Below are 19290 nucleotides of genomic sequence, written 5' to 3' on the forward strand. Positions count from 1 at the left end.
GTCGACGCTCGAACGGGACCGGCACCCGATCACAACGCTCGGATATGGATGGAGTCACAACCCGATGGACAAATTTTCAATTTTGTCTATCCAGGTTTACATTTACGCGGTATTGTCATCCGCACAGTGATCGACACCACTAGGCGTTCGAGAGGGCTCGATCGCCTGAAGACGAGGAGTTCAGTCGTGGCAACCCAGACGAGTCCACAGTCGAATACGCCGGTCGACGAGTGGCGGGACAAGAAGCGGTATCTGTGGCTGTTCGGCCTGGTGCCGCCGACCGCGATCTTCATGGCGCTGGGTCTGGTGTGGGCGTTCAACCAGCTCGGCTGGAATGCCGTCTCACCGATCTGGTGGTGGATCGGGCCGATTCTGGTGTACGGGCTGTTGCCGATCCTCGACCTGTTCTTCGGGCCCGACGGCCAGAATCCGCCGGACGAGGTCATGGAAGCGTTGGAGAACGACAAGTACTACCGATACTGCACCTACATCTACATTCCGTTCCAACTCGCGAGTCTGGTGATCGCCTGCTACCTGTGGACGGCGGACAACCTGAGCTGGCTCGGCATCGACGGTGGCCTCGGGCTGGCCTCGAAGATCGGGTTGGCAATCAGCATCGGCGTCATGGGCGGCGTCGGAATCAACACCGCGCACGAGATGGGTCACAAGAAGGACAGCTTGGAGCGCTGGCTGTCCAAAGTCACTCTGGCGCAGACGTTCTACGGCCACTTCTACATCGAGCACAATCGTGGGCACCACGTTCGCGTCGCGACCCCCGAGGATCCCGCCAGCTCGAAGTTCGGCGAAAGCTTCTGGCGGTTCCTGCCTCGCAGCGTGTGGGGCAGTCTGAAATCGTCCTGGAAGCTCGAGCAGACGCGCATGCAGCGACTGGGCAAGTCCACGTGGAACATTCGCAACGACGTACTCAACGCTTGGCTCATGTCCGTCGTGCTGTTCGGCGTTCTGACGGCAGTGTTCGGTGTCGGCATCCTGCCGTTCCTTCTCATCCAGGCGGTGTACGGGTTCTCGCTGCTCGAGACGGTGAACTACCTCGAGCACTACGGATTGCTGCGGGCGACCACCAAGTCAGGACGCTACGAGCGGTGCGCACCTGCCCACAGCTGGAACTCCGACCACATCGTCACCAACATCTTCCTGTACCACCTGCAGCGCCACAGCGATCACCACGCCAACCCCACCAGGCGATACCAGACCCTGCGCAGCATGGAAGGTGCACCCAACCTTCCCAGCGGGTACGCCAGCATGATCACCGTCGCCTACTTCCCGCCGATCTGGCGAAAGGTGATGGACCACAGGGTTCTCGAGCACTACCGCGGTGACATCACCGCGGTCAACATCGAGCCGAGCAAGCGCGCGAAGATCCTCGCACGCCACGGCGCCCGGTCCGGTAGCCGATCGGATGCAGCTACGGATGCACCGAAGGACGCGAAGTGATGACGGCGTACGAGTGCCCGGTGTGCAACTACGTCTACGACGAGGCCGCCGGGGCGCCGCGTGAAGGTTTCCCGGCAGGAACGCCGTGGTCCGAGATCGCCGACGATTGGCCGTGCCCGGATTGCGGTGTCCGGGAGAAGATCGACTTCGAACAGAAAGCAGGATGAGAGATGGCCACGGATTTCAAGCTCTACCAGTGCATTCAGTGCGGTTTCGAGTACGACGAGGAACTGGGCTGGCCGGAGGACGGGATCGAGCCGGGCACTCGGTGGGAGGACATCCCCGAGGATTGGAGCTGCCCGGATTGCGGCGCTGCGAAGGCCGACTTCTTCATGGTCGAGATCAGCAGGCCATGACTCTCGGGGCGCCCGATAGAGTGGGGGTCGTGTCAACGCAACCGGTCGACCCGAGCCTCTATCAGGACGCACCGATCAAGCACGCACCGATCAAGGACGCACCGATCAAGCACGCACCCTTCAAGGGTGCCGTGTCGAGTCCGATGCGGACGACGATTCTCGACGGGCTGCACGATCTCCTGCTCGAGCGCACGTGGTCGACGGTCAACATGGCGGACGTCGCCAAGGCTGCGGGCATCTCGCGGCAGACGCTGTACAAGGAGTTCGGTACCCGTAAAGGGTTGGCACAGGGGTACGCACTGCGGTTGACGGATTCGTTCGTCTCGGCGGTGGACGATGCGGTGTATGCCAACGAGGGTGACAGTCTGCGCACCCTCTACGTCGCGTTCACCGAGTTCTTCGGTCGCAGTGCATCGGACCCGCTGGTGCTGTCGATGCTGACGGACGATCCTCCGCCGGACCTGCTGCGGCTGGTCACCACCGAGAGCGGTGCCCTGATCGAGCATGCGTCGCTGCGGCTGGCGTCGACGTTCGAGCGTAGTTGGCTTCGCGCGTCGGCGCACAACGCAGACGTGCTGGGGCGCACCGTGGTTCGGCTGGCGCTCAGTTACATCTCGATGCCGCCGGAGAACTCGTCCGACGTGGCTGCGGACCTGGCGTCGCTGCTCACTCCGTTCGTCGACGCAATCAAGGGCACCGCATGAGCGAGGCACACCGCATGAGCGAGCTACACCGCGCGCACTTCGCCGAGCTGTCCGGTCACCAGGTCTACGCTCTGTGCAAATTGCGGGTCGACGTGTTCGTCGTCGAGCAGAACTGCGCGTACCCGGAGCTCGACGGCGCCGACGAGGATCCGTCGACGGTGCATTTCTGGCACACGGACAACGGACGGATCGTGTCCACGCTGCGATTGCTGTACACCGACGGGGAAACCAGAATCGGACGGGTGTGTACGGCGGTGGACGCTCGCGGCCGTGGCCTGAGTGCCGAATTGCTGCGCGCGGCAATCGATCACGCACACGGTGACACCATCGTCATCGGCGCACAGGCTCAACTGGAGCAGTGGTACGGCCGGTTCGGTTTCGTTCGCAGCGGTGAGAACTACGACGAGGACGGGATCCCCCACCTTCCCATGACCAGGAAGGGCGATTAGGCGGTCATCTGCCGTGCTGCTTCGAGGACGGTGGCTTCGGAGAGCAGGACGTGCAGTGCTGCATCGCCCAGTGGGATGAAACTGTCCTCGCTGCAGACGCGTCGCACCTTGCCCGAGTATCCGGCGTCGACCACTGCGGTGACGATACCTTCGCTCACACCACCGGACTTCCGCGTCTCGTCCACCACCAGCACGCGGCCGGTGGCCTCTGCATGTTCGACGATGTCCGCCAACGGAAGTGGTGCGATCCACCGGATGTCGACTACGCGCACGCCCACGCCGTCGTCGGCGAGTGCCCGCGCGACCCGCAGGCTCATCCTGACGCCGTTGCCGAAGGTGACGATGGTGAGATCGACTCCGTCGCCGTGGATTCGAGCGCGTCCGATCGAGGCAGGCGACACTGCTCCCCCGGCAAGCCACAGTCCGTCGCCGTCCAGGTACAGATCCCTGGTGTGGTACAGCGCAATGGGTTCCAAGACGACGCACACGGCGCCGTGTTCCACGGCAGCGTGGGCGCAGGCGAGAAGCATGGCGGCTGCGTCGTCCGGCATCGACGGCGAGGCGATGATCATGCCGGGAATGTCGCGCAGGGCGGCGACAGCGTTGTCGTTGTGGAAGTGCCCGCCGAAGCCCTTCTGGTAGCCGTATCCCGCGATCCGGACGATCATCGGATTTCGATACTGTCCGTTCGAGAAGAACTGCAGGGTCGCCGCTTCCCCGCGAAGTTGGTCTGCCGCATTGTGCAGGTAGGCGAGGTACTGAATCTCGGCGATCGGGAGCAGACCGGACACTCCGGCTCCCAGGGCCAGCCCGAGGATCGTCTGTTCGTCGAGCACGGTGTCGAACACCCGGGCCGCTCCGGCGTGCGCCTGCAGACCTCGGGTGACGCCGTACACTCCACCTTTGCGCGCCACGTCCTCGCCGAACAGGATCGATTGGGGACGGGTGGACAGAATGTGCTGCAGCGCAGCGTTCACGGCCTTCGCCAGGGTGGTGCCCGCCGGTAACTCCAGGCCGCCTTCCCCGGTCGATTCCTTGGCCGTGTCGGCTACCCGCCTCAGCGGTTCCATGACTGCTGCCGCGCTGTTCAACTGCGGTAGCTCGGCTACGTCCCGCGCCACACGCAGCACGTGTGCGCGCTTGTTCTCGTAGAGCTCCACCACGTCGTCGACACCGATCACGCCCGCGTCGACGAGGTGCCGTGCAGTGCAGAGAACGGGATCGCGGGCGAGATCGGCGGTGATCTCCGCAGCCGACCGATAGGACGACTCCACGTCGGATCCTGCGTGGCCCATCAACCGGACCGACTCGATGTGCAGGAAGGCCGGACGACGCCGTGTTCGAACCCAGGTCGCGGCCGCGATCGACGCGGCGTGGACGGCCTCGAGGTCTCGGCCGTCCGCGTGAAAGTATTCCAGGCCCGCTCTGGTGGAGAAGTTCGACGCGATCCAGCCCGCGGGGGTGCGCACGCTGATACCGATTCCGTTGTCCTCGCAGACGAACAGCAGCGGCATCGGAACGCCCTGATACGCAGTGTTGATCGCGGAGTTGATCGCCCCTACCGCGGTGGAGTGCCCGGCGGATGCGTCACCGAAGCTGCACACGGTCACCGCGTCGGACGGCCACGGGGAGTCCGCCCCGAGCTTGCGGGCCCGCGCCACGGAGAACGCGACTCCCACCGCGCGCGGCAGATGCGATGCGATGGTCGAGGTCTGCGGGAGGACCGCGAGGTCAGCTCGTCCGAACACCTTGTGCCTGCCACCGGAGATGGGGTCCTCGGTGGCGGCGACGACCCCGAGCAGGACGTCGCGAATGGGATCGCTTCCCCCTACCTGTCTGGCGCGTTCCAGGAAGAACGCGCCGGACCGATAGTGCAGAAGAGCCGGGTCCGTCGGCCGGAATGCACCGGCGACGGCCGCGTTGAACTCGTGCCCGGACGATCCGATCGTGTAGAAGCCCGTGCCGTGGAACCGCAACCATCGTGCCGCCAGGTCGAGGTGGCGGCTGCCGAGTTGAGCGTCGAACAACTCCAGTGCTCTCGTCGGGGTGAGAGTCGGCCCGAGTTCTTCTCGGCTTGCTCCCGCAGCTCGGATCGACTGCAGGAAATACTCGTCGATCGGCTCGGCCATGCGGTCAGGATATGCGCGTGCGGCACCGCACGCGGGCGAAGTCAGCGCGAGTCGGTGTTTCGCCAGGCCAAGAGCACAGCGGTTCCGGACTGACGCGCCCACGGGAGGAACACGGCCACGGCGAGGGCGCAGGCCAGTGCCGACCCGACGGTGACGTACGACGCGAGCTGAAAACCTTCCAGCGATGCGGCTTTCATCGCGTACACCAAGTCCGCCTTCTGCGCGGCGAAGACGGAATTGGTCGGCGCCTTGACGATCTCGATGACGCTGACGACGGTCTCCCGGGCGAACGCCTTCTGGTAGGGCTCCATGAGGGCGTCGGGGATCGCGTCGATTCGAGGTCCCACCTTCGTGGTGTAGATGGACGCGACGATCGACCCCAGCACCGCGACTCCGAGCGTTCCGCCGACTTCGCGGGTGGTGTCGTTGACGGCCGAGCCTGCCCCTGCCTCGTCGAGCGAGACCGAGGACATGATGGATTCCGTTGCCGGCCCCTGAACGATGGCCAGTCCCAATCCCATCAGCACCATCGAGATCAACACCGGTCCGAGGTAGGGGGTTTCGACCTTCACCTGTCCCGCGATGAACATGCCGACGCTCATCACGACGAGTCCGAAGACGATCACCGCCGTGGTACCGACGCGCTGTGCGATCAAGGTGGCCAGTGGTGCGCCGATAGCGATGGACACCGCGAACGGTAGCGAGTGGATGCCGAATTGGAGTGGGCTGAGTTCCATCACACCCTGGAAGTACTGGGTGATCATGAACAGGAACCCGAACATCGAGAAGTAGGCGACGGCGATGGCCAAGGCAGGCAGCGAGAATCGGCGGATCCGGAACAGCGCCATGTCGAGTACGGGCGAGGGGGTGCGTAGTTCCCACCACACGAAGACCGCGAGGCAGACGACACCGAGCAGGTAGGCCGCAACACTGATTCCGGACAACCAACCCTGATGCGGGGCTTCGATGATGGCCCACACCAGTACGGTGATGCCGACCAGGGACAGAGCGATGCCGACCGGATCGAACCGACCGATGTGCGACGCCTTGGACTCCGGCACGAATCTCCATGCCGCAGCCAGCACCACCGCGGCCACGGGCACGTTGATCCAGAACACGGAGTGCCACGAGAAGTGTTCCAGCAGAAAGCCTCCCGCGGTGGGTCCGATCGCGATGGCGAAACCTGCCATCGCGGTCCACGCAGCGATGGCGAGTGCGCGTTCCCTGGCGTCGGAGAAGATGTTGATGATCAGCGCGAGGGTTGCCGGAAACACGGCTGCGGCACAGATTCCCATCAGCGCGCGGGCCGCGATCACCTGCCCGAGGTTCGCTGCAAGCGCGCCGCCGATCGACATCACCGCGATTCCGGCGAGGCCGACGATCATGACTTTCTTCCGCCCGTAGCGATCCCCCAGATGGCCGAACGCGAGCAGGAGTCCGGCGAAGGTCAGCGTGTAGGCGTCGACGACCCATTGCAGGCCGCTGATGCTGGACCTCAGTTGCAGGCCCATCGACGGGAGCGCGACGTTGACGACGGTGTTGTCGAGTACGACGAGCAGTTCGGCGGTACAGATGACGACAAGCGCGATCCAGCGTTGCCTGGCTGTCGACATCGAAACAGGGGATGCGAGCGATCGGTGCTGAGATGTTCGAACCACGGGCGGATCCTTCCCGACTGGTCATGCCGCGGGCTACCGAACGTGCCTCGGCTATGACGCGCTACATAGCGACCATCGGAAGGTAACTGTAACTCGGAGTAATAGCAACAGTGTCGGCGTCAGGACGCGTCGAGCGCAGCCTCCAGCCAGGCGAGAAGTTCGACCTCGACCCGGTCCAGTGCAGCGGTGCTGCGCTGGGCTTTCGCGATGATCAAGGCACCCTCGAACGACGCGATCGCCATCGTGGCGAGACCGCGCGAACGCTCCTGCGACAGACCGCGCTGCCACAGCGACGCGGCTATCGTGTCCTCCCAGGACGTGAACGACTCGCCTGCGGCGACGAGGGCTGCGGGAGAGTTCATCCCCTCCAGGGCAGCCGGCGCCACCGGACATCCGGCGGTGTAGTCGGTGGCCTCCAACTGCTGCCGGAAGCCGCCGATGATGGCTCTGAGCGTCGCGGCGGGCCCCTCGGCCGCGAGGCCACGCGAGATCATCGACCCCATCAGCGCACCCGCGGTCCGCGTCGCCTCCTCGACCAGCTGCGGCTTTCCCCGGGGGAAGTGGTGGTAGATGGACCCGCGGGGCGCGCCTGCATGCTCGATGACGTCCGCGAGCGACGTTGCCTCGACGCCGCGTTCCCTGAACAGCAAGGCCGCGCTGCGCAACATGTCCTCGCGGGCTGTACTCCGACTCACGCGACCTACCCCTCTTGACGTTACCGATCGTCACACATACGGTGACGTCGGGTATGCACCACAGCATAACGTCGACGACGAGAGGCCACCATGACCACCGAGGTCGATCCTGTCACCACGCTCGCGGCACCGCTGACGTTGGCGTGCGGCCAGGTGCTGCCGAACCGCCTCATGAAAGCCGCGTTGAGCGAGGGCCTCGGCACCAGGACCCACAGCCCCGACGTTCGCCTCGAACGCCTGTACACGCGCTGGGGCGCGGGCGGTTACGGTCTCGTTCTCACCGGCAACGTCATGGTCGACCGTCACCACATCGGTGAACCCGGGAACGTGGTGATCGAGGACGACCGCGACCTCGACGGCCTGACCCGGTGGGCCAAGTCCGCCCGCGACGGCGGCTCCCCGATCTGGATGCAACTCAATCACCCCGGCCGCCAGGCCAATCCGATGGCAACCCGGTCCAAGCCGATCGCCCCGTCGGCGATCGCCCCCGGCATCCCCGGTATCCCGGCGCCGCGCGCCATGACGGAGTACGAGATTCGGGGCATCGTCGAGCGATTCGCGACCGCAGCACTCGTCGCCGAGTCCGCCGGATTCGACGGCGTCCAGATCCACGGGGCACACGGCTACCTCGTCTCGCAGTTCCTCTCACCGTCGGCCAACCGACGTGACGACCGATGGGGTGGCAGTCTCGACAACCGCATGCGGTTCGTACTCGAGGTGGTCCGCGCCATCCGCACAGCCGTGTCCCCCGGCTTCGCCGTCGGCATCAAGCTCAACTCGGCGGACTTCCAGCGGGGCGGATTCGGTGAGGAAGAGTCACGTCTCGTCGTCGAACATCTGGCCGTCGAACACATCGATCTGATCGAGATCAGCGGTGGAACCTACGAGTCGCCCGCGATGATGGGCCGGTCGGTGGCCGAGAGTACGCGTCGGCGTGAGGCGTATTTCCTGGATTACGCTCGCGAGGTCCGCGCTGCCGCGGGCGACGTTCCACTTGCGGTCACCGGCGGTTTCCGCACGCGGTCGGCGATGGGCGCTGCCGTGGCGTCGGGAGAATGCGACGTCGTCGGTCTCGGGCGGCCCGCCGCTGTCACACCCGACGCAGGCAACGCGCTGCTCCGAGACGGCGCCGACAGCGTTGTGTCGCCGGCAATCGGCCTCGGGTTGCCGCGCAAGTACGCCAAACCACTCGACGGCGCCCTGGACCTGCAATGGCACACCGACCAGCTGCACCTGATCGGCGCAGGATCCGAACCGGATCCGAACCGATCCGTGTGGCGCACCGCGGTGCGGACTCTGCAGCGCAACGGGCTCGACGCCTTCCGCAGCAGGCGCAGCGGAAGCCGGTAGCGGGGTGAATCGCGAGTAGTCAGTCGACGTACTGATGTTTGTCGCGTCGAAGTGCAGGACGATATGGCCATGCAACCCGAATACGACGCATGGCCGTCACTCCCGGTGGACTCGTGGATCGAGACCCGCGACACCGTTCAGCTCTGGACCCAGATCGTCGGTAAGACGCGGATGGCGCTCGGCCCGGCCGTCAATCATTGGTGGGGTGTGCCCCTGTACGTCGACGCCCGCGGCCTGACGACGTCGCTGATGCCCGTCGGCGATCGAGGGCTCGAGATCAGGTTCGACTTCCTCGCTCACGACCTGATCTTCGAGGTCACCGACGGCCGCACGCGCCGCATGAAGCTGGAACCGCGCACCGTCGCGGACTTCTACTCCGAGTACACCGCGCACCTCGACGCGTTGAGCATCGACGTCGACATCGTCGGAACGCCGGTGGAGTTGCCCGACGCGACGCCGTTCGCCGAGGACACCGTGCACGGTTCCTACGACGCGGAGACGGTGTCGGCGTTCTGGCGTTCGCTCGTCAGCGCGCACTCGGTGTTCTCCGCGTTCCGGGCCGATTTCCGCGGCAAGTCGAGCCCAGTTCATTTCTTCTGGGGTGCGTTCGACCTGGCGGTCACGCGATTCTCCGGCCGACCAGCGCCCACTCATCCCGGCGGTATCCCCAACTGCCCGGACTGGGTGATGCACGAGGCGTACAGCGACGAGGTCTCCAGCGCCGGGTACTGGCCGGGTGGGGCGGAGGAAGGCGTCTTCTACGCCTACGCCTATCCCCATCCCGACGGGTACGACACCCACCCTGCCGTCGAGGCGCCGACGCACTGGGACTCCGCACTCGGGGAGTACGTCCTGCCGTACCACCTCGTTCGCCAGTCGGACGACCCCGCGGCCACGGTGCGCCGGTTCCTCGAGCAGACTCATCGCGCTGCCGTGGAGACCGCCGGTTGGTGACGGGGTGAAAGGCAGACCGCGTGGGTTTCGCCTGCCGGTGCTCCGCCGAGAACGTGGGTGAGCGCCGCCGCGATGACCTCGTGGTCGGAGCCGGTCCAGCGTTCGTCGCGCTGGCGTCGGTACTGCGACCACGACGGCACGCGGAACTCTTCGAGAATCAGCTCCGGGTTGTCGAGGCTGCGATACAAGCGCCAGGAGTACGCTCCGGTGCGTCGACGTGAACGCCCGACTCCTGCCATGGCTGCGGTGAACGCGTCCCGTTCGGAGTCCTCGACCGTGTAGGACACCGTGATCTGCACTGGTCCGTCGTCCGGTTCCGGTTCGAACACCACCGTCGGTGTCGGCCAGGCGCTGGACACCGTCCGATCGAGGGTTCCGGTGTCCGGCAGCAGCGGCAGCAGGGCCACGCTGGCGGCGACGATCACGAGCAGTGCCGTCGCCACCAGCGCGGCGTCGACGAGACCGATGGTCGACGCCACCCACCCCCAGACCAGGGATCCGGCGGCCTGCGATCCCATGAACACCAACAGATAGACCGACATCGCCCGAGCGCGGACCCAATGCGCGACCGACAGCTGGATGGCCGCGTTCAGTGCGGTCAGCGTCGTGATCCACGCGATACCGGCCAGCACGAGACCCGGGATCACCACCCACATCGGCAACCACACGAGGGCGGCGGTTCCCGCGCCGTACGCCAGAGCCGACACGACGAGAAGGGTGTTGGCGGACCACCGGGCTCGCAGCGCAGGTGTCAGGGCGACGCCTGCCACCGCCCCGACGCCCAGCACGCCGAGCAGTGCGCCGTATCCCATTGCGCCCAGGTCCAGAACGGACGCCGCGATGGACGGAAGGAGCGCCCACAGAGACGACGCGGGAAAGGCGAACAGTGCCGAGCGGACGATGATCCGTCGGATTATCGGGCCGGAGCGGACGTACCGAAGGCCGGTCAGCAGTGACTCTCCGAGTCGCTCCCGGCCGGACGTGTCCGTGCGGGGACGCTTCCACCCGAGCAGCGCTCCGACGACGGCCAGGAACGACAGCGCGTTGAGACCGAAGACGAACGTCGGCCCGGCGAACGCGACGAGAACGCCTGCGACAGCCGGACCGATGGCGCGAGCTGCATTCACGGTGACACTTCCCAGTGCGGACGCGGCTGGAATCTGATCCCGCGGAACCAATTCAGGCTGGATCGCCTGCCACGCCGGAGCCGACAGCGACGTCCAACACCCGAGGACGAAGGTCGACGCCAGCAGACCGATCGGCGTCAGCGCGTCCGTCCAGGCCAGGACCGTGAGAACCCCGGCCGTGACACTCGACGCGACGCCGATCACGAGAAGCAGGATCCGACGATCCAGTGCGTCGGCGAGGACTCCCGCGAACAGCGCCAGCAGCAACGTCGGGCCGAGGCTCGCGGTCTGCACCGAGGCGATCACCGTCGTAGACGCGCTCCGTTCGACGAGGAACCACTGCGCCCCGACGGTCTGCATCCAACCGCCGATGTTGGACACGAGCTGAGCGAGAAACAGCATGCGATACAGAGAATTTCGCAGCGGCGCCCACGCGGAACTCTCGGGTGCGGACACGGCCGTCTCCCCAGTCGCCCCAGTTGCCCCAGTCGCCCCAGTCACCCCAGTTCCGCCAACCAGTCCGTGAACCTCTGCCACCCGATCTCCGGGTACTTGCGGCGCAGACCGTCGATGTTCGCGTCGTACCCGGTATCGGTCAGGAACTGGAACATCGCGCGCATGTCCGGCGACGAGATCGCGGCGGCGTCGTACGAGTGCGCGGTGACGGTGGTGCCGAGGGCCGCCCCGAGCGCAGCGGCCATCTGGGCGGGGGTCGGATCGTCGGATGCCAGATCGATTCGGGCGCCGAGGAATCGGGACGGATCGGACAACACGAGCGCGACGAATCGACCGAGATCGCGGCGGGACATCTGCTGCAACGGGGTGTCCACCGGTAGCGGTAGGTCGAGTCGTCCACGTCGAACGTCCTCGATGCCGCCGAGCATGTTGTCGTAGAAGTAGGTGGGGCCGACGATGGTGAACGGCACGGTGGACGCTCGCAGAATCGCTTCCGTCCTGGCCTTCGTCTCGAAGTGCGGTATTCCCGTGGATCGATCCGCGTCGGCAACGGACGAGAACACGACGTGGGGAACGTTCGCGGCCACCAGTGCGTCGACGAGTGCCTGCCCCTGGGCGATCTCCGCCTCCGGTCCGTCCTCGAACGGAGTGGTCATCGCGAACACGCCGGCCACACCGGTGAACGCGTCGGTTGTCGCGGACCGATCGGTGATGTCCGCTTTCCTGATCTCCACACCCCGCTGCTGGAGTACGTCGGTGCGGGCGGACACTCGCCGTACCAGAGCTCGGACCGGAATGCCCCGTTCCAGAAGGGCGTCCACGACAGCCCCTCCCTGACCTCCGGTTGCTCCCACGACTGCACAAGGCTTGCTCATACTCGTCACACTGCCGTGCCCGTGCAGTTCGGTCATCAGTCGTGCGACTGAACTCAGCGCAGAGCATTACCCAAATCGGGCGCTCTCTCGATCAACTGACGCGCATCCCTGGCCGTCACGACGCCGTTGCACACCTCGGCGTACTCGCTCATGGCGCACGAGGCCTGCGACCAGTACCGCTCGTGCTCGGGTGTCACCCAGGCCAGGCGATGCACCTTCCTGGCCAGTTCCTCCAATTTGTCCACCCGCGGTGGCAGACCGTTGCACCGGCCGTCGCCGACGATCAGGACCGAGGTGCGCGAGGTGACCTTGGAGCCGTGCGTCGTCAGCAGTTCCTCGAGCGTGCGTCCGTAATCGCTGCTCGCCTCCAGATCCAGCTCGGGTGCTGCCAGAACCGATGCGAGCGCGTCGTCACCGGTACTGCGCGCCAGCAGGTCCGTCACGTCGACCGGGTTGTCCACGAAGGCGAGGACCGTGCACCTGCTGGTCCGATGCCGCATCGCCTGCGCGAGCCGCAGAGTGAACGCGGTGATCGGGCGTACCGACAACGAGACGTCGGCGAGAACGAGGAGTCGAACCCGTTCCGGCACAGGCTTTTCCACCATCAGATGGAAAGGAACCCCGTCGGTTCTCATGCTTGCCCGGACCGTCCGACGCATGTTCAGTCGCCCGTTCGTGGCTTCGCGCGGCCGAGGCCGCGGTGTACCGCGCATGCGGCGCAGCACTTCTCGGCATGCATCGTTCACGTCGGCGCGCGACGGGATGTCGGAATCGGGCGAGTCGGACGCCGTCGCCGTATCGCGTGAGGTACCGGCGCGATCCTGGCCGGAGATCGCGTCGACGAACGCTTCCACCGCGTCGACCAACTTCTCGAGTTGCGCCGCGGTCAACGGTTCTCCGTCACCCTGGTCACCGTAGAGCGAGTGGGGGTCGTAGGCGTCGAGCCAACGGAGAATGCCCTCCGGGTCGTCCCATGTCAGCGTCCCCTGCGAGATCATCGCCTGCGCCGACGACAGGTCGCCGACGGTCGCGGAGTCGGCGCGGTCGACGTCCACGGTGAACGACACGCCCCTTCTGCCGCTGTCGTTCTCGGTGTCGACGGCCAGGTTGGAGTCCGCACCGGTGATGGACAGGTCGTCGTCGTCCTTGTGCGGGTTGAATCCTTTGTCCGCCTCGGGAGTGTCGAAGAAGTCACCGACTTCGGCTGCATTCTCGTTGTAGTCCGCGTAGCGGCCGGTGTCCTTGTCGTCGTTCGAGATCTCGAGGGTAGTAGGCGCCCCGTCGGCACCCGAATCACGCGTCGGCCGATGCTCGTCCAGAACGGCAACCGGCCGGGGGTGGAACAGCCGGTCGAAGGCGGCGTCGAATCCGTCCTGCTCGTAACTGTACTTGGCGCACGTCGCACGCAACGCGGACTCGAGGGTCCTCAGGTCACCGGCACCGACGAGACCGAGAACCCGTCGCACTTCGATCACTTCGGCGGGCGACGCCGACACGCCGTGCCGACGCAGCAGGCGGCCGAACACCGCCGCGACGACGTCGAGTACGTACGCCGGTGTACTTCGAGGAGCGAGACCGGACACGGCACTCACTTCTTTCTGATTCCGAACCCACTGCCGGTCGAGCGCGGGTCGCGGCCGCCGGTACCTCGGAAGGCCGCGGTGGTGGTGTTGGGCGGCCGGGAGGCGACGCTCGTGCGCGGCTCGTCGGCTGTCTCGGGTTCCGGTGTCTGCGCTCGACCACGAACCAGCTCGACGTCGCTTCCGTACTTGAGAAGAGCTGCCAGCAGGATCTCTCGCGTGCGTTCGGTGTCGTGATCCTTCAGGATCATCGCGGCGCGGGCTGCATCGATGACCTCGGAGACCGATGGACTCTTGCGCAGCGGGAGTTCCCTCAGGGACCTGGCGAGTTCGACGACGTCGGCGACGGTGGCGTCCTCCACTTCGGGGGCCCGGGAGGACACGATCTCACGTTCCCGTTCGGGCGTCGGGTAGCCGACGGAGAAGTGCAGGCAGCGACGTTTCAACGCGGCGGACAGTTCGCGAGTGTCGTTGGAGGTGAGGATGACCCACGGGTCGGTCCTCGCCGCGAAGGTTCCGACCTCCGGGATGGTGATCTGCTTCTCGGCGAGGATCTCGAGGAGCATCGCCTCCATGGACTCCTCGGTCCGGTCGACCTCGTCGATGAGAAGTACGACGGGTTCCTCGGACAGGATGGCGTCGAGGAGTGGCCGCACCGCAAGGAACTTCTCGGAGTACAGCCCGAAATCCGTGTCCGCCAGTATTTGCGACGCTTCCGCGGTGCTCTCGACCGCCGCGAGTTCGGAGCCGATGCGATCGCGGAGCATCTGTACGTGCAGAAGCTGTTTGGCGTAGTCCCATTCGTAGAGGGCGCGATTGTCGTCCAGTCCCTCGTAGCACTGCAACCGCACCAGCCTGCGCCCGCCTGCGACGGCGAGCGCCTTGGCCAGTTCGGTCTTGCCGACACCGGCCGGCCCTTCGAGCAGCAGTGGTCGGTCCAGGGCGATCGCGAGATGGACTACGACGGCGAGATCGTCACCCGAGATGTATCCCGTTTCGCGAAGACCGTCACGGACGGTGTCCGCGCTGGTCGAGAAGATCGGTTCACTGCATGCCTCCAGGCCGGCCGATGTCATGGTGGTTCTCTCCTGCGCTCAGTAAGCCTTGTTGATGGCGTGATCGACGACGGGGATCATGGAGTCGACGGTGACCTCGCGGGGGTTGCCCGGGGTGCACCAGTCTCCCTGGATGTGCTCGGAAATCTTGAGCACCGTCTTCTCGTCGCCGGGGATGACCTCGCCGCGTCCGGTGTACTTGCCGGTGTTCATGCGGTTCTTGTCGTAGAGCCTGGTGTTGACCTCACCGAAGTTGTCGGGAATGCCGACGTCTTTCGCGAGGCGAATCGCGGCTTCCACGGCAGCGTCGGCCGCCTGCACCGTCGTCAGGTTGCGGGTGTCCACGCCGAGAGCGCCTGCCATCTGTGCGTAACGCTCGTACCGCGAGGGCAGGTTGTACTCCCACACGCGGGGCAGAGCGATGGCGTTGTTCAGGCCGTGGTGCGAGTCGAAGTAGGCACTGACCGCGTGCGAGATGGAGTGCACGATGCCCAGACCACCGGAGTTGAACGCCTGTCCGGCGATGTACTGCGCGTTCATCATTCCCTCGCGGGCCTTCAGGTTGCGCGGTTCGTACACGGCCTCGCGGAGGTTCTTGGCCACGAGCTCCACCGAGTACAGAGCGTTGCCGAGAGACGGCGCGAAGTCCAACCGGGAGACGAAAGGCTCACTGCCGTGGGCCAACACGTCGAACCCGCAGTAGGCGGTGAAGTGCTGCGGGCAGGTGTAGTACAGCAGCGGATCGTCGATGGCGACGGTGACGATCGATGCCTCGTCGAACGCGACCCACTTGTGCGGGTTGTCCATGTCCGACGTGTCGGTGATCACGTACGCCCAGGACGTCTCCGAACCGGTTCCGGCGGTGGTGGATACCGCAATGTGAGGAGGGTTCTCCTTGTTGGTGGATTTGGCGAAGCCCTCGAACTCGTTGATGTTGCGTCCGTCGTGAGCGATCACGATGCGAGCGCCCTTGGCTGCGTCGTGGCTCGAGCCACCACCGACGGAGATGATGCTGTCGCACTTCTCCTTCTGGTAGAGGGCAGCAGCGTCCATGACGTTGTAGTCCTTGGGGTTCGACTCGACCTTGTCGTACAGGACGACCTCGACACCCTGGTACTCGATCTTGCCGATGAGTTCCTCGATGATCCCCGAACCGCGGAGGCCGGTGGTGACGAGCAACGAGCGCTTGAATCCGAGGTTCTTCGCCTCGACGCCGATGATGTCGTGTGCGCCCACTCCGAGAAGTGCGCGTGGGAAGGGGTGGAATTCCTTGATCGGGAAATCCCAGATCTGGTTGAGCTCGATTGCCATCGGATCCTCCTGGTGAGTCGGTGTGACTACGCTCACTCTGAGGGTTCGACGTGATCGGCGACAAGGGATTTCACCCCGAACCACCCGTCCGCTGAACCGAACTACCCGATCGGTCAGGTCACGGTGCTGCCCGGTCGATCATCCCCCGCAGTTCGTGACGCTTGCTGACTCCGAGCTTCGGATACACGTGATAGAGGTGCGAGCCGATCGTCCGTGGTGACAGGTGCAGCTGCTCGCCGATCTGACGGTTCGTCAACCCTTCCGCGGCGAGAGTCGCGATGTGCTGTTCCTGAGCCGTCAGTGACGCCCACCCGTCCGTCGCCGTCGGCGTCGATCCGCGAGATCCCCCGGCTGCCCGCAGTTCCGCCCGGGCGATGTCCGCGAACGTCCGCGCGCCGACGGACTCGAAAGTATCCAACGCCGCTGCCAGGTGCGGCCTGGCCTCGGTCGGACGGCGGTTGCGGCGCAGCCATTCCCCGTAGTGGAGCTGAGCGCGTGCACGCTCGACCGGCCACCGATGACCGTCCGGATCGAGAACTGCCGTCCGGTAATGACGTTCGGCACCGCGAGTGGTTTCGCTCACCAGCGCGGCGGCCAAGTGCCGGAGCAACCTGATTCTTGCCGGTGGCTTCGACCCGATCGCACGCCCGATGGCCGTCACGAACCGCCTGGCCGACGCCTGCTGCCCGCTTCGGGCACCCGCCCACGCCAGGTCCGCGATTCCCAGCACCGATTGAATACTGTGCACCGGTGTGCCGTCGTCCTCGAACACACTGCGCAAACGCTCGTACGCGCCTGCGAAATCACCGTTCACACAGGCGAGGAACGAACGGGCCCGCGTCAGATCGACCGTCAGCGCACCGTTCGCCCTCGGCTCGAACAGCGTCGCCGCCCGCGCGAGGTGTCCTTTCGCGACGTCCAGGTTGCCGCGGTGCGATTCGATCGTTCCGCGGTGGATTTCCACGTTGGCGTCGACGAGTGCCATCCTGCCCACTGCCGCCACCTCGGACGCCTCGTCGGCAGCTTTGTCCACCTCGCTCCACCGGCCGGTGTCGATCAGGGCACCGAGGAACGCAGCCATTCCCATCGCGCCGGCACCGAGACTTCCTACTTCACGCAGAGATTCGATGCCGCGTCCGAAGTAGGACAGGGCGTCGACACTGTTCTCGCTGAGGTACGCTCTCGTCCCTTCCGCCAGCAGATACGAGATCTTCGCCGCGATCGACGAGGTCTCGTCCAGGGTTTCGTGGGCCTCCGCTCCGAGGGTGCTCGTCGAGTACTCGGCAATCAGCTGCCGCACTGCTTCTTTCGCCGCGTCCGGCATCGGGGACAGAAGGTCGCGTCCTTCCGAGGAAAGCTCACCAGGGGCGCTCGGTGCGGGAATCGCCTCGGCGAGACGGGCCAGCGCTGTTCTGCGCCACTCGCCACCGCTGAAATGTGCAGCACCGAGTGCGGTGAACAGCAGCGCCAGGACCAGACTTTCGTCCGTCGGCGTGTACTCCGCGAACGTGCGGCGCACCACGTCGAACGCTTCGTCCGGTTTGGCGGTCTGCAACAGAATCGACGCGGTCGGAAGCGCTGCGGCACTGCGAATCTCGGGCGAGACCGTTGCTCGGCGAACCTGAGCGGCCAACGACAGTCCCCACTGCGGATCGCCCGCCATGTAGGCGGCGTGCGCGGCACTGGCGTATCGCAATGCCGCTTTGTCCGGGGCCGGAGAGATCTGCGCAGCCCGTTCCAACGCACGTGCCACCTCGAAGAATCCACCTCGGCGGTGGGACAGCTCGGCGGCGCCTTCCAGTTCCGCGGCCACCGATTCGTCCAGGCCGTCCGCTGCCGCAGCACGGTGCCACGCCCGGCACGGCGGATCGTCGACCAGTCGAGCCGCGAAATCCTCGTGTGCGGCGCGGCGCTGATCCACACTGCAACCGGAATAGGCTGCGGCGCGCACCAGTGGGTGCGTGAAATGTACGGCGCGGCCGTCGATCACGACGAGACCGGAGTGTTCCGCTTCCCTCCACACCGACAGATCACTGCCGAACCCTGCAGCCGCGGTGATGACGTCCAAGGATTCGTATCCGGATCCGGACGCCGCGTAGAGCAACAACTTTCGCGTCGGCGGTGTCAGATCGGCGATCCGAAGGGAGAACAGCGACTGCACCCGACGAACCCGGTCGTCGCTGGTACCGGCCGACAGGTCGACGCCCGACCGGACGACGGCACGGCTGAACTCGATGATCGCGAGAGGATTTCCCTCGGCCTGACGGATGATCTCGAGCCGCGCGGAGCGAGACGGCGTCGTGGGCTGACGGTCCAACAGCGCAGCCGACTCGGCGTCGGTGAGGTTCGGAACCTCGGCTGCCGCGACACCGGGATCGACGCCGTCGGGAATCCGGTGCCCCCGCGCACTGCACAATGTGGTCATCGGCCCGGCCACCCGCCTGACCGCGTACACGACGATGTCGAGCGAATCCCGGTCGAGGAGGTGCGCGTCGTCGAGAAGCAAAACGAGGGGTGACTCCTCGGCGAGCACTTCCAGGAGGTGGAGTACCGCGTGCCTGCAGGCGTACATGTCGACCATCGCGGGCAACGGCGCACGGCCCAGCATCTCGTCGAGTGGGGTTCGAACCGCCTCGGGTAGACGGTCGACGAACGCCATGACCGGCCACAACAACTGCTGAAGTCCGGAGAACATCTGCTGCGTCTCGGCGTCCACGCCCGACGCCTGCAGCACTCGAACACCGGCGTCCTCGGCGACGGCACGCGCATGCCGGAGAAGAGTGCTCTTCCCGATCCCGGCCTCCCCCAGCAGCCAGAACATCCGATCACCCGCGCCGGGATCCGTCACCATGCGAGTGATCGACGCAGCCAGCGCGTCTCGCCCGACCAGCGCCCCGGCGAGCGGGTGTTCCGCAGTCATCGAGCACCGCCCGTAGTTGTAGCAACAATCTGTCGTTCACATTGTGACACCGCCGCGCCTGTCGTACGACGTTCGCATAGCCACCCACGGCGGCGCATACCCGTTGTGTTCGAATAGATGTGGCGCTCCTGAGGTTTGTGTGGGCGCTATTTCTGCTGTTCAGGGCGGGTTGTGTTGTTGGACGCAGTGTTCGGCGAGTTGCCGGTGAGATGAGGG

General features: G+C 65.7%; 16 protein-coding genes. 7 read left to right on the plus strand and 9 right to left on the minus strand.

The features are described from left to right. The first annotated feature begins 186 nt into the window (after nt 1–186). Genes CH292_RS04320 through CH292_RS04340 form a run of 5 tightly spaced genes read left to right on the plus strand, consistent with a single transcriptional unit; the run spans nt 187 to nt 2964 of the window. Complete coding sequence (locus CH292_RS04320) at nt 187–1455, plus strand: alkane 1-monooxygenase (protein WP_033189250.1); 1269 nt, start codon at nt 187–189, stop codon at nt 1453–1455. After that, the gene (locus CH292_RS04325; RefSeq protein ID WP_019663697.1) at nt 1455–1622 is read left to right on the plus strand and encodes a rubredoxin; all 168 of its coding nucleotides are present in this window, start codon (nt 1455–1457) and stop codon (nt 1620–1622) included. The genes CH292_RS04320 and CH292_RS04325 overlap by 1 nt, the downstream gene beginning before the upstream one ends. A 3-nt stretch (nt 1623–1625) precedes the next feature. Beyond that, complete coding sequence (locus CH292_RS04330) at nt 1626–1811, plus strand: rubredoxin (protein ID WP_019663698.1); 186 nt, start codon at nt 1626–1628, stop codon at nt 1809–1811. Nucleotides 1812–1831: 20 nt separating this feature from the next. Next, nucleotides 1832–2515: a TetR/AcrR family transcriptional regulator gene (locus tag CH292_RS04335; RefSeq protein ID WP_094654049.1), complete on the plus strand. Its 684-nt coding sequence runs from the start codon at nt 1832–1834 to the stop codon at nt 2513–2515. Beyond that, nucleotides 2512–2964, plus strand: coding sequence for a GNAT family N-acetyltransferase (locus tag CH292_RS04340; protein ID WP_019663700.1), 453 nt, complete (start codon nt 2512–2514; stop codon nt 2962–2964). Before CH292_RS04335 ends, CH292_RS04340 begins: the two co-directional genes overlap by 4 nt. On the opposite strand, the gene CH292_RS04345 is transcribed toward CH292_RS04340, so the two are convergent. From CH292_RS04345 to CH292_RS04355, 3 genes are all read right to left on the minus strand, one after another. Next, nucleotides 2961–5093 (minus strand): thiamine pyrophosphate-dependent enzyme, encoded by a 2133-nt coding sequence (locus tag CH292_RS04345; protein WP_094654050.1) that lies wholly within the window; start codon nt 5091–5093, stop codon nt 2961–2963. The genes CH292_RS04340 and CH292_RS04345 overlap by 4 nt on opposite strands. Nucleotides 5094–5134: 41 nt before the next feature. Next, nucleotides 5135–6706, minus strand: a complete 1572-nt coding sequence (locus CH292_RS04350) for an MFS transporter (RefSeq protein WP_094654051.1) — start codon at nt 6704–6706, stop codon at nt 5135–5137. Nucleotides 6707–6870: 164 nt separating this feature from the next. After that, nucleotides 6871–7446, minus strand: a complete 576-nt coding sequence (locus tag CH292_RS04355) for a TetR/AcrR family transcriptional regulator (protein WP_026347543.1) — start codon at nt 7444–7446, stop codon at nt 6871–6873. A gap of 90 nt (nt 7447–7536) precedes the next feature. On the opposite strand from CH292_RS04355, the gene CH292_RS04360 reads away from it, so the two are divergent. Then, nucleotides 7537–8796, plus strand: coding sequence for an NADH:flavin oxidoreductase/NADH oxidase family protein (locus CH292_RS04360; RefSeq protein ID WP_094628355.1), 1260 nt, complete (start codon nt 7537–7539; stop codon nt 8794–8796). Between the two features lie 69 nt (nt 8797–8865). Continuing rightward, on the plus strand, nt 8866–9750 hold the full coding sequence (locus tag CH292_RS04365) for a DUF5996 family protein (RefSeq protein ID WP_094654058.1): 885 nt from the start codon (nt 8866–8868) through the stop codon (nt 9748–9750). On the opposite strand, the gene CH292_RS04370 is transcribed toward CH292_RS04365, so the two are convergent. The 6 genes from CH292_RS04370 to CH292_RS04395 all read right to left on the minus strand — a co-directional run bounded on the left by CH292_RS04370 (nt 9717) and on the right by CH292_RS04395 (nt 19074). Continuing rightward, nucleotides 9717–11333 (minus strand): MFS transporter, encoded by a 1617-nt coding sequence (locus tag CH292_RS04370; RefSeq protein WP_256977914.1) that lies wholly within the window; start codon nt 11331–11333, stop codon nt 9717–9719. The genes CH292_RS04365 and CH292_RS04370 overlap by 34 nt on opposite strands. 41 nt (nt 11334–11374) lie before the next feature. Further along, a complete protein-coding gene (locus CH292_RS04375; protein ID WP_094654056.1) occupies nt 11375–12208 on the minus strand; it encodes an NmrA/HSCARG family protein in 834 nt (277 codons plus the stop codon). A 53-nt stretch (nt 12209–12261) separates the two neighbouring features. Further along, nucleotides 12262–13800 (minus strand): VWA domain-containing protein, encoded by a 1539-nt coding sequence (locus CH292_RS04380; RefSeq protein ID WP_094654052.1) that lies wholly within the window; start codon nt 13798–13800, stop codon nt 12262–12264. Then, complete coding sequence (locus tag CH292_RS04385; protein ID WP_020111876.1) at nt 13797–14864, minus strand: MoxR family ATPase; 1068 nt, start codon at nt 14862–14864, stop codon at nt 13797–13799. Before CH292_RS04385 ends, CH292_RS04380 begins: the two co-directional genes overlap by 4 nt. An 18-nt stretch (nt 14865–14882) precedes the next feature. Then, nucleotides 14883–16154: an NDMA-dependent methanol dehydrogenase gene (gene mdo, locus CH292_RS04390; protein WP_019663709.1), complete on the minus strand. Its 1272-nt coding sequence runs from the start codon at nt 16152–16154 to the stop codon at nt 14883–14885. A 118-nt stretch (nt 16155–16272) separates the two neighbouring features. Beyond that, nucleotides 16273–19074, minus strand: a complete 2802-nt coding sequence (locus CH292_RS04395) for an AAA family ATPase (RefSeq protein ID WP_094628353.1) — start codon at nt 19072–19074, stop codon at nt 16273–16275. Between the last annotated feature and the right edge of the window lie 216 nt (nt 19075–19290).

The sequence above is a fragment of the Rhodococcus sp. 14-2470-1a genome (assembly GCF_002259425.1).
Lineage (GTDB): Bacteria > Actinomycetota > Actinomycetes > Mycobacteriales > Mycobacteriaceae > Rhodococcoides > Rhodococcoides fascians_E.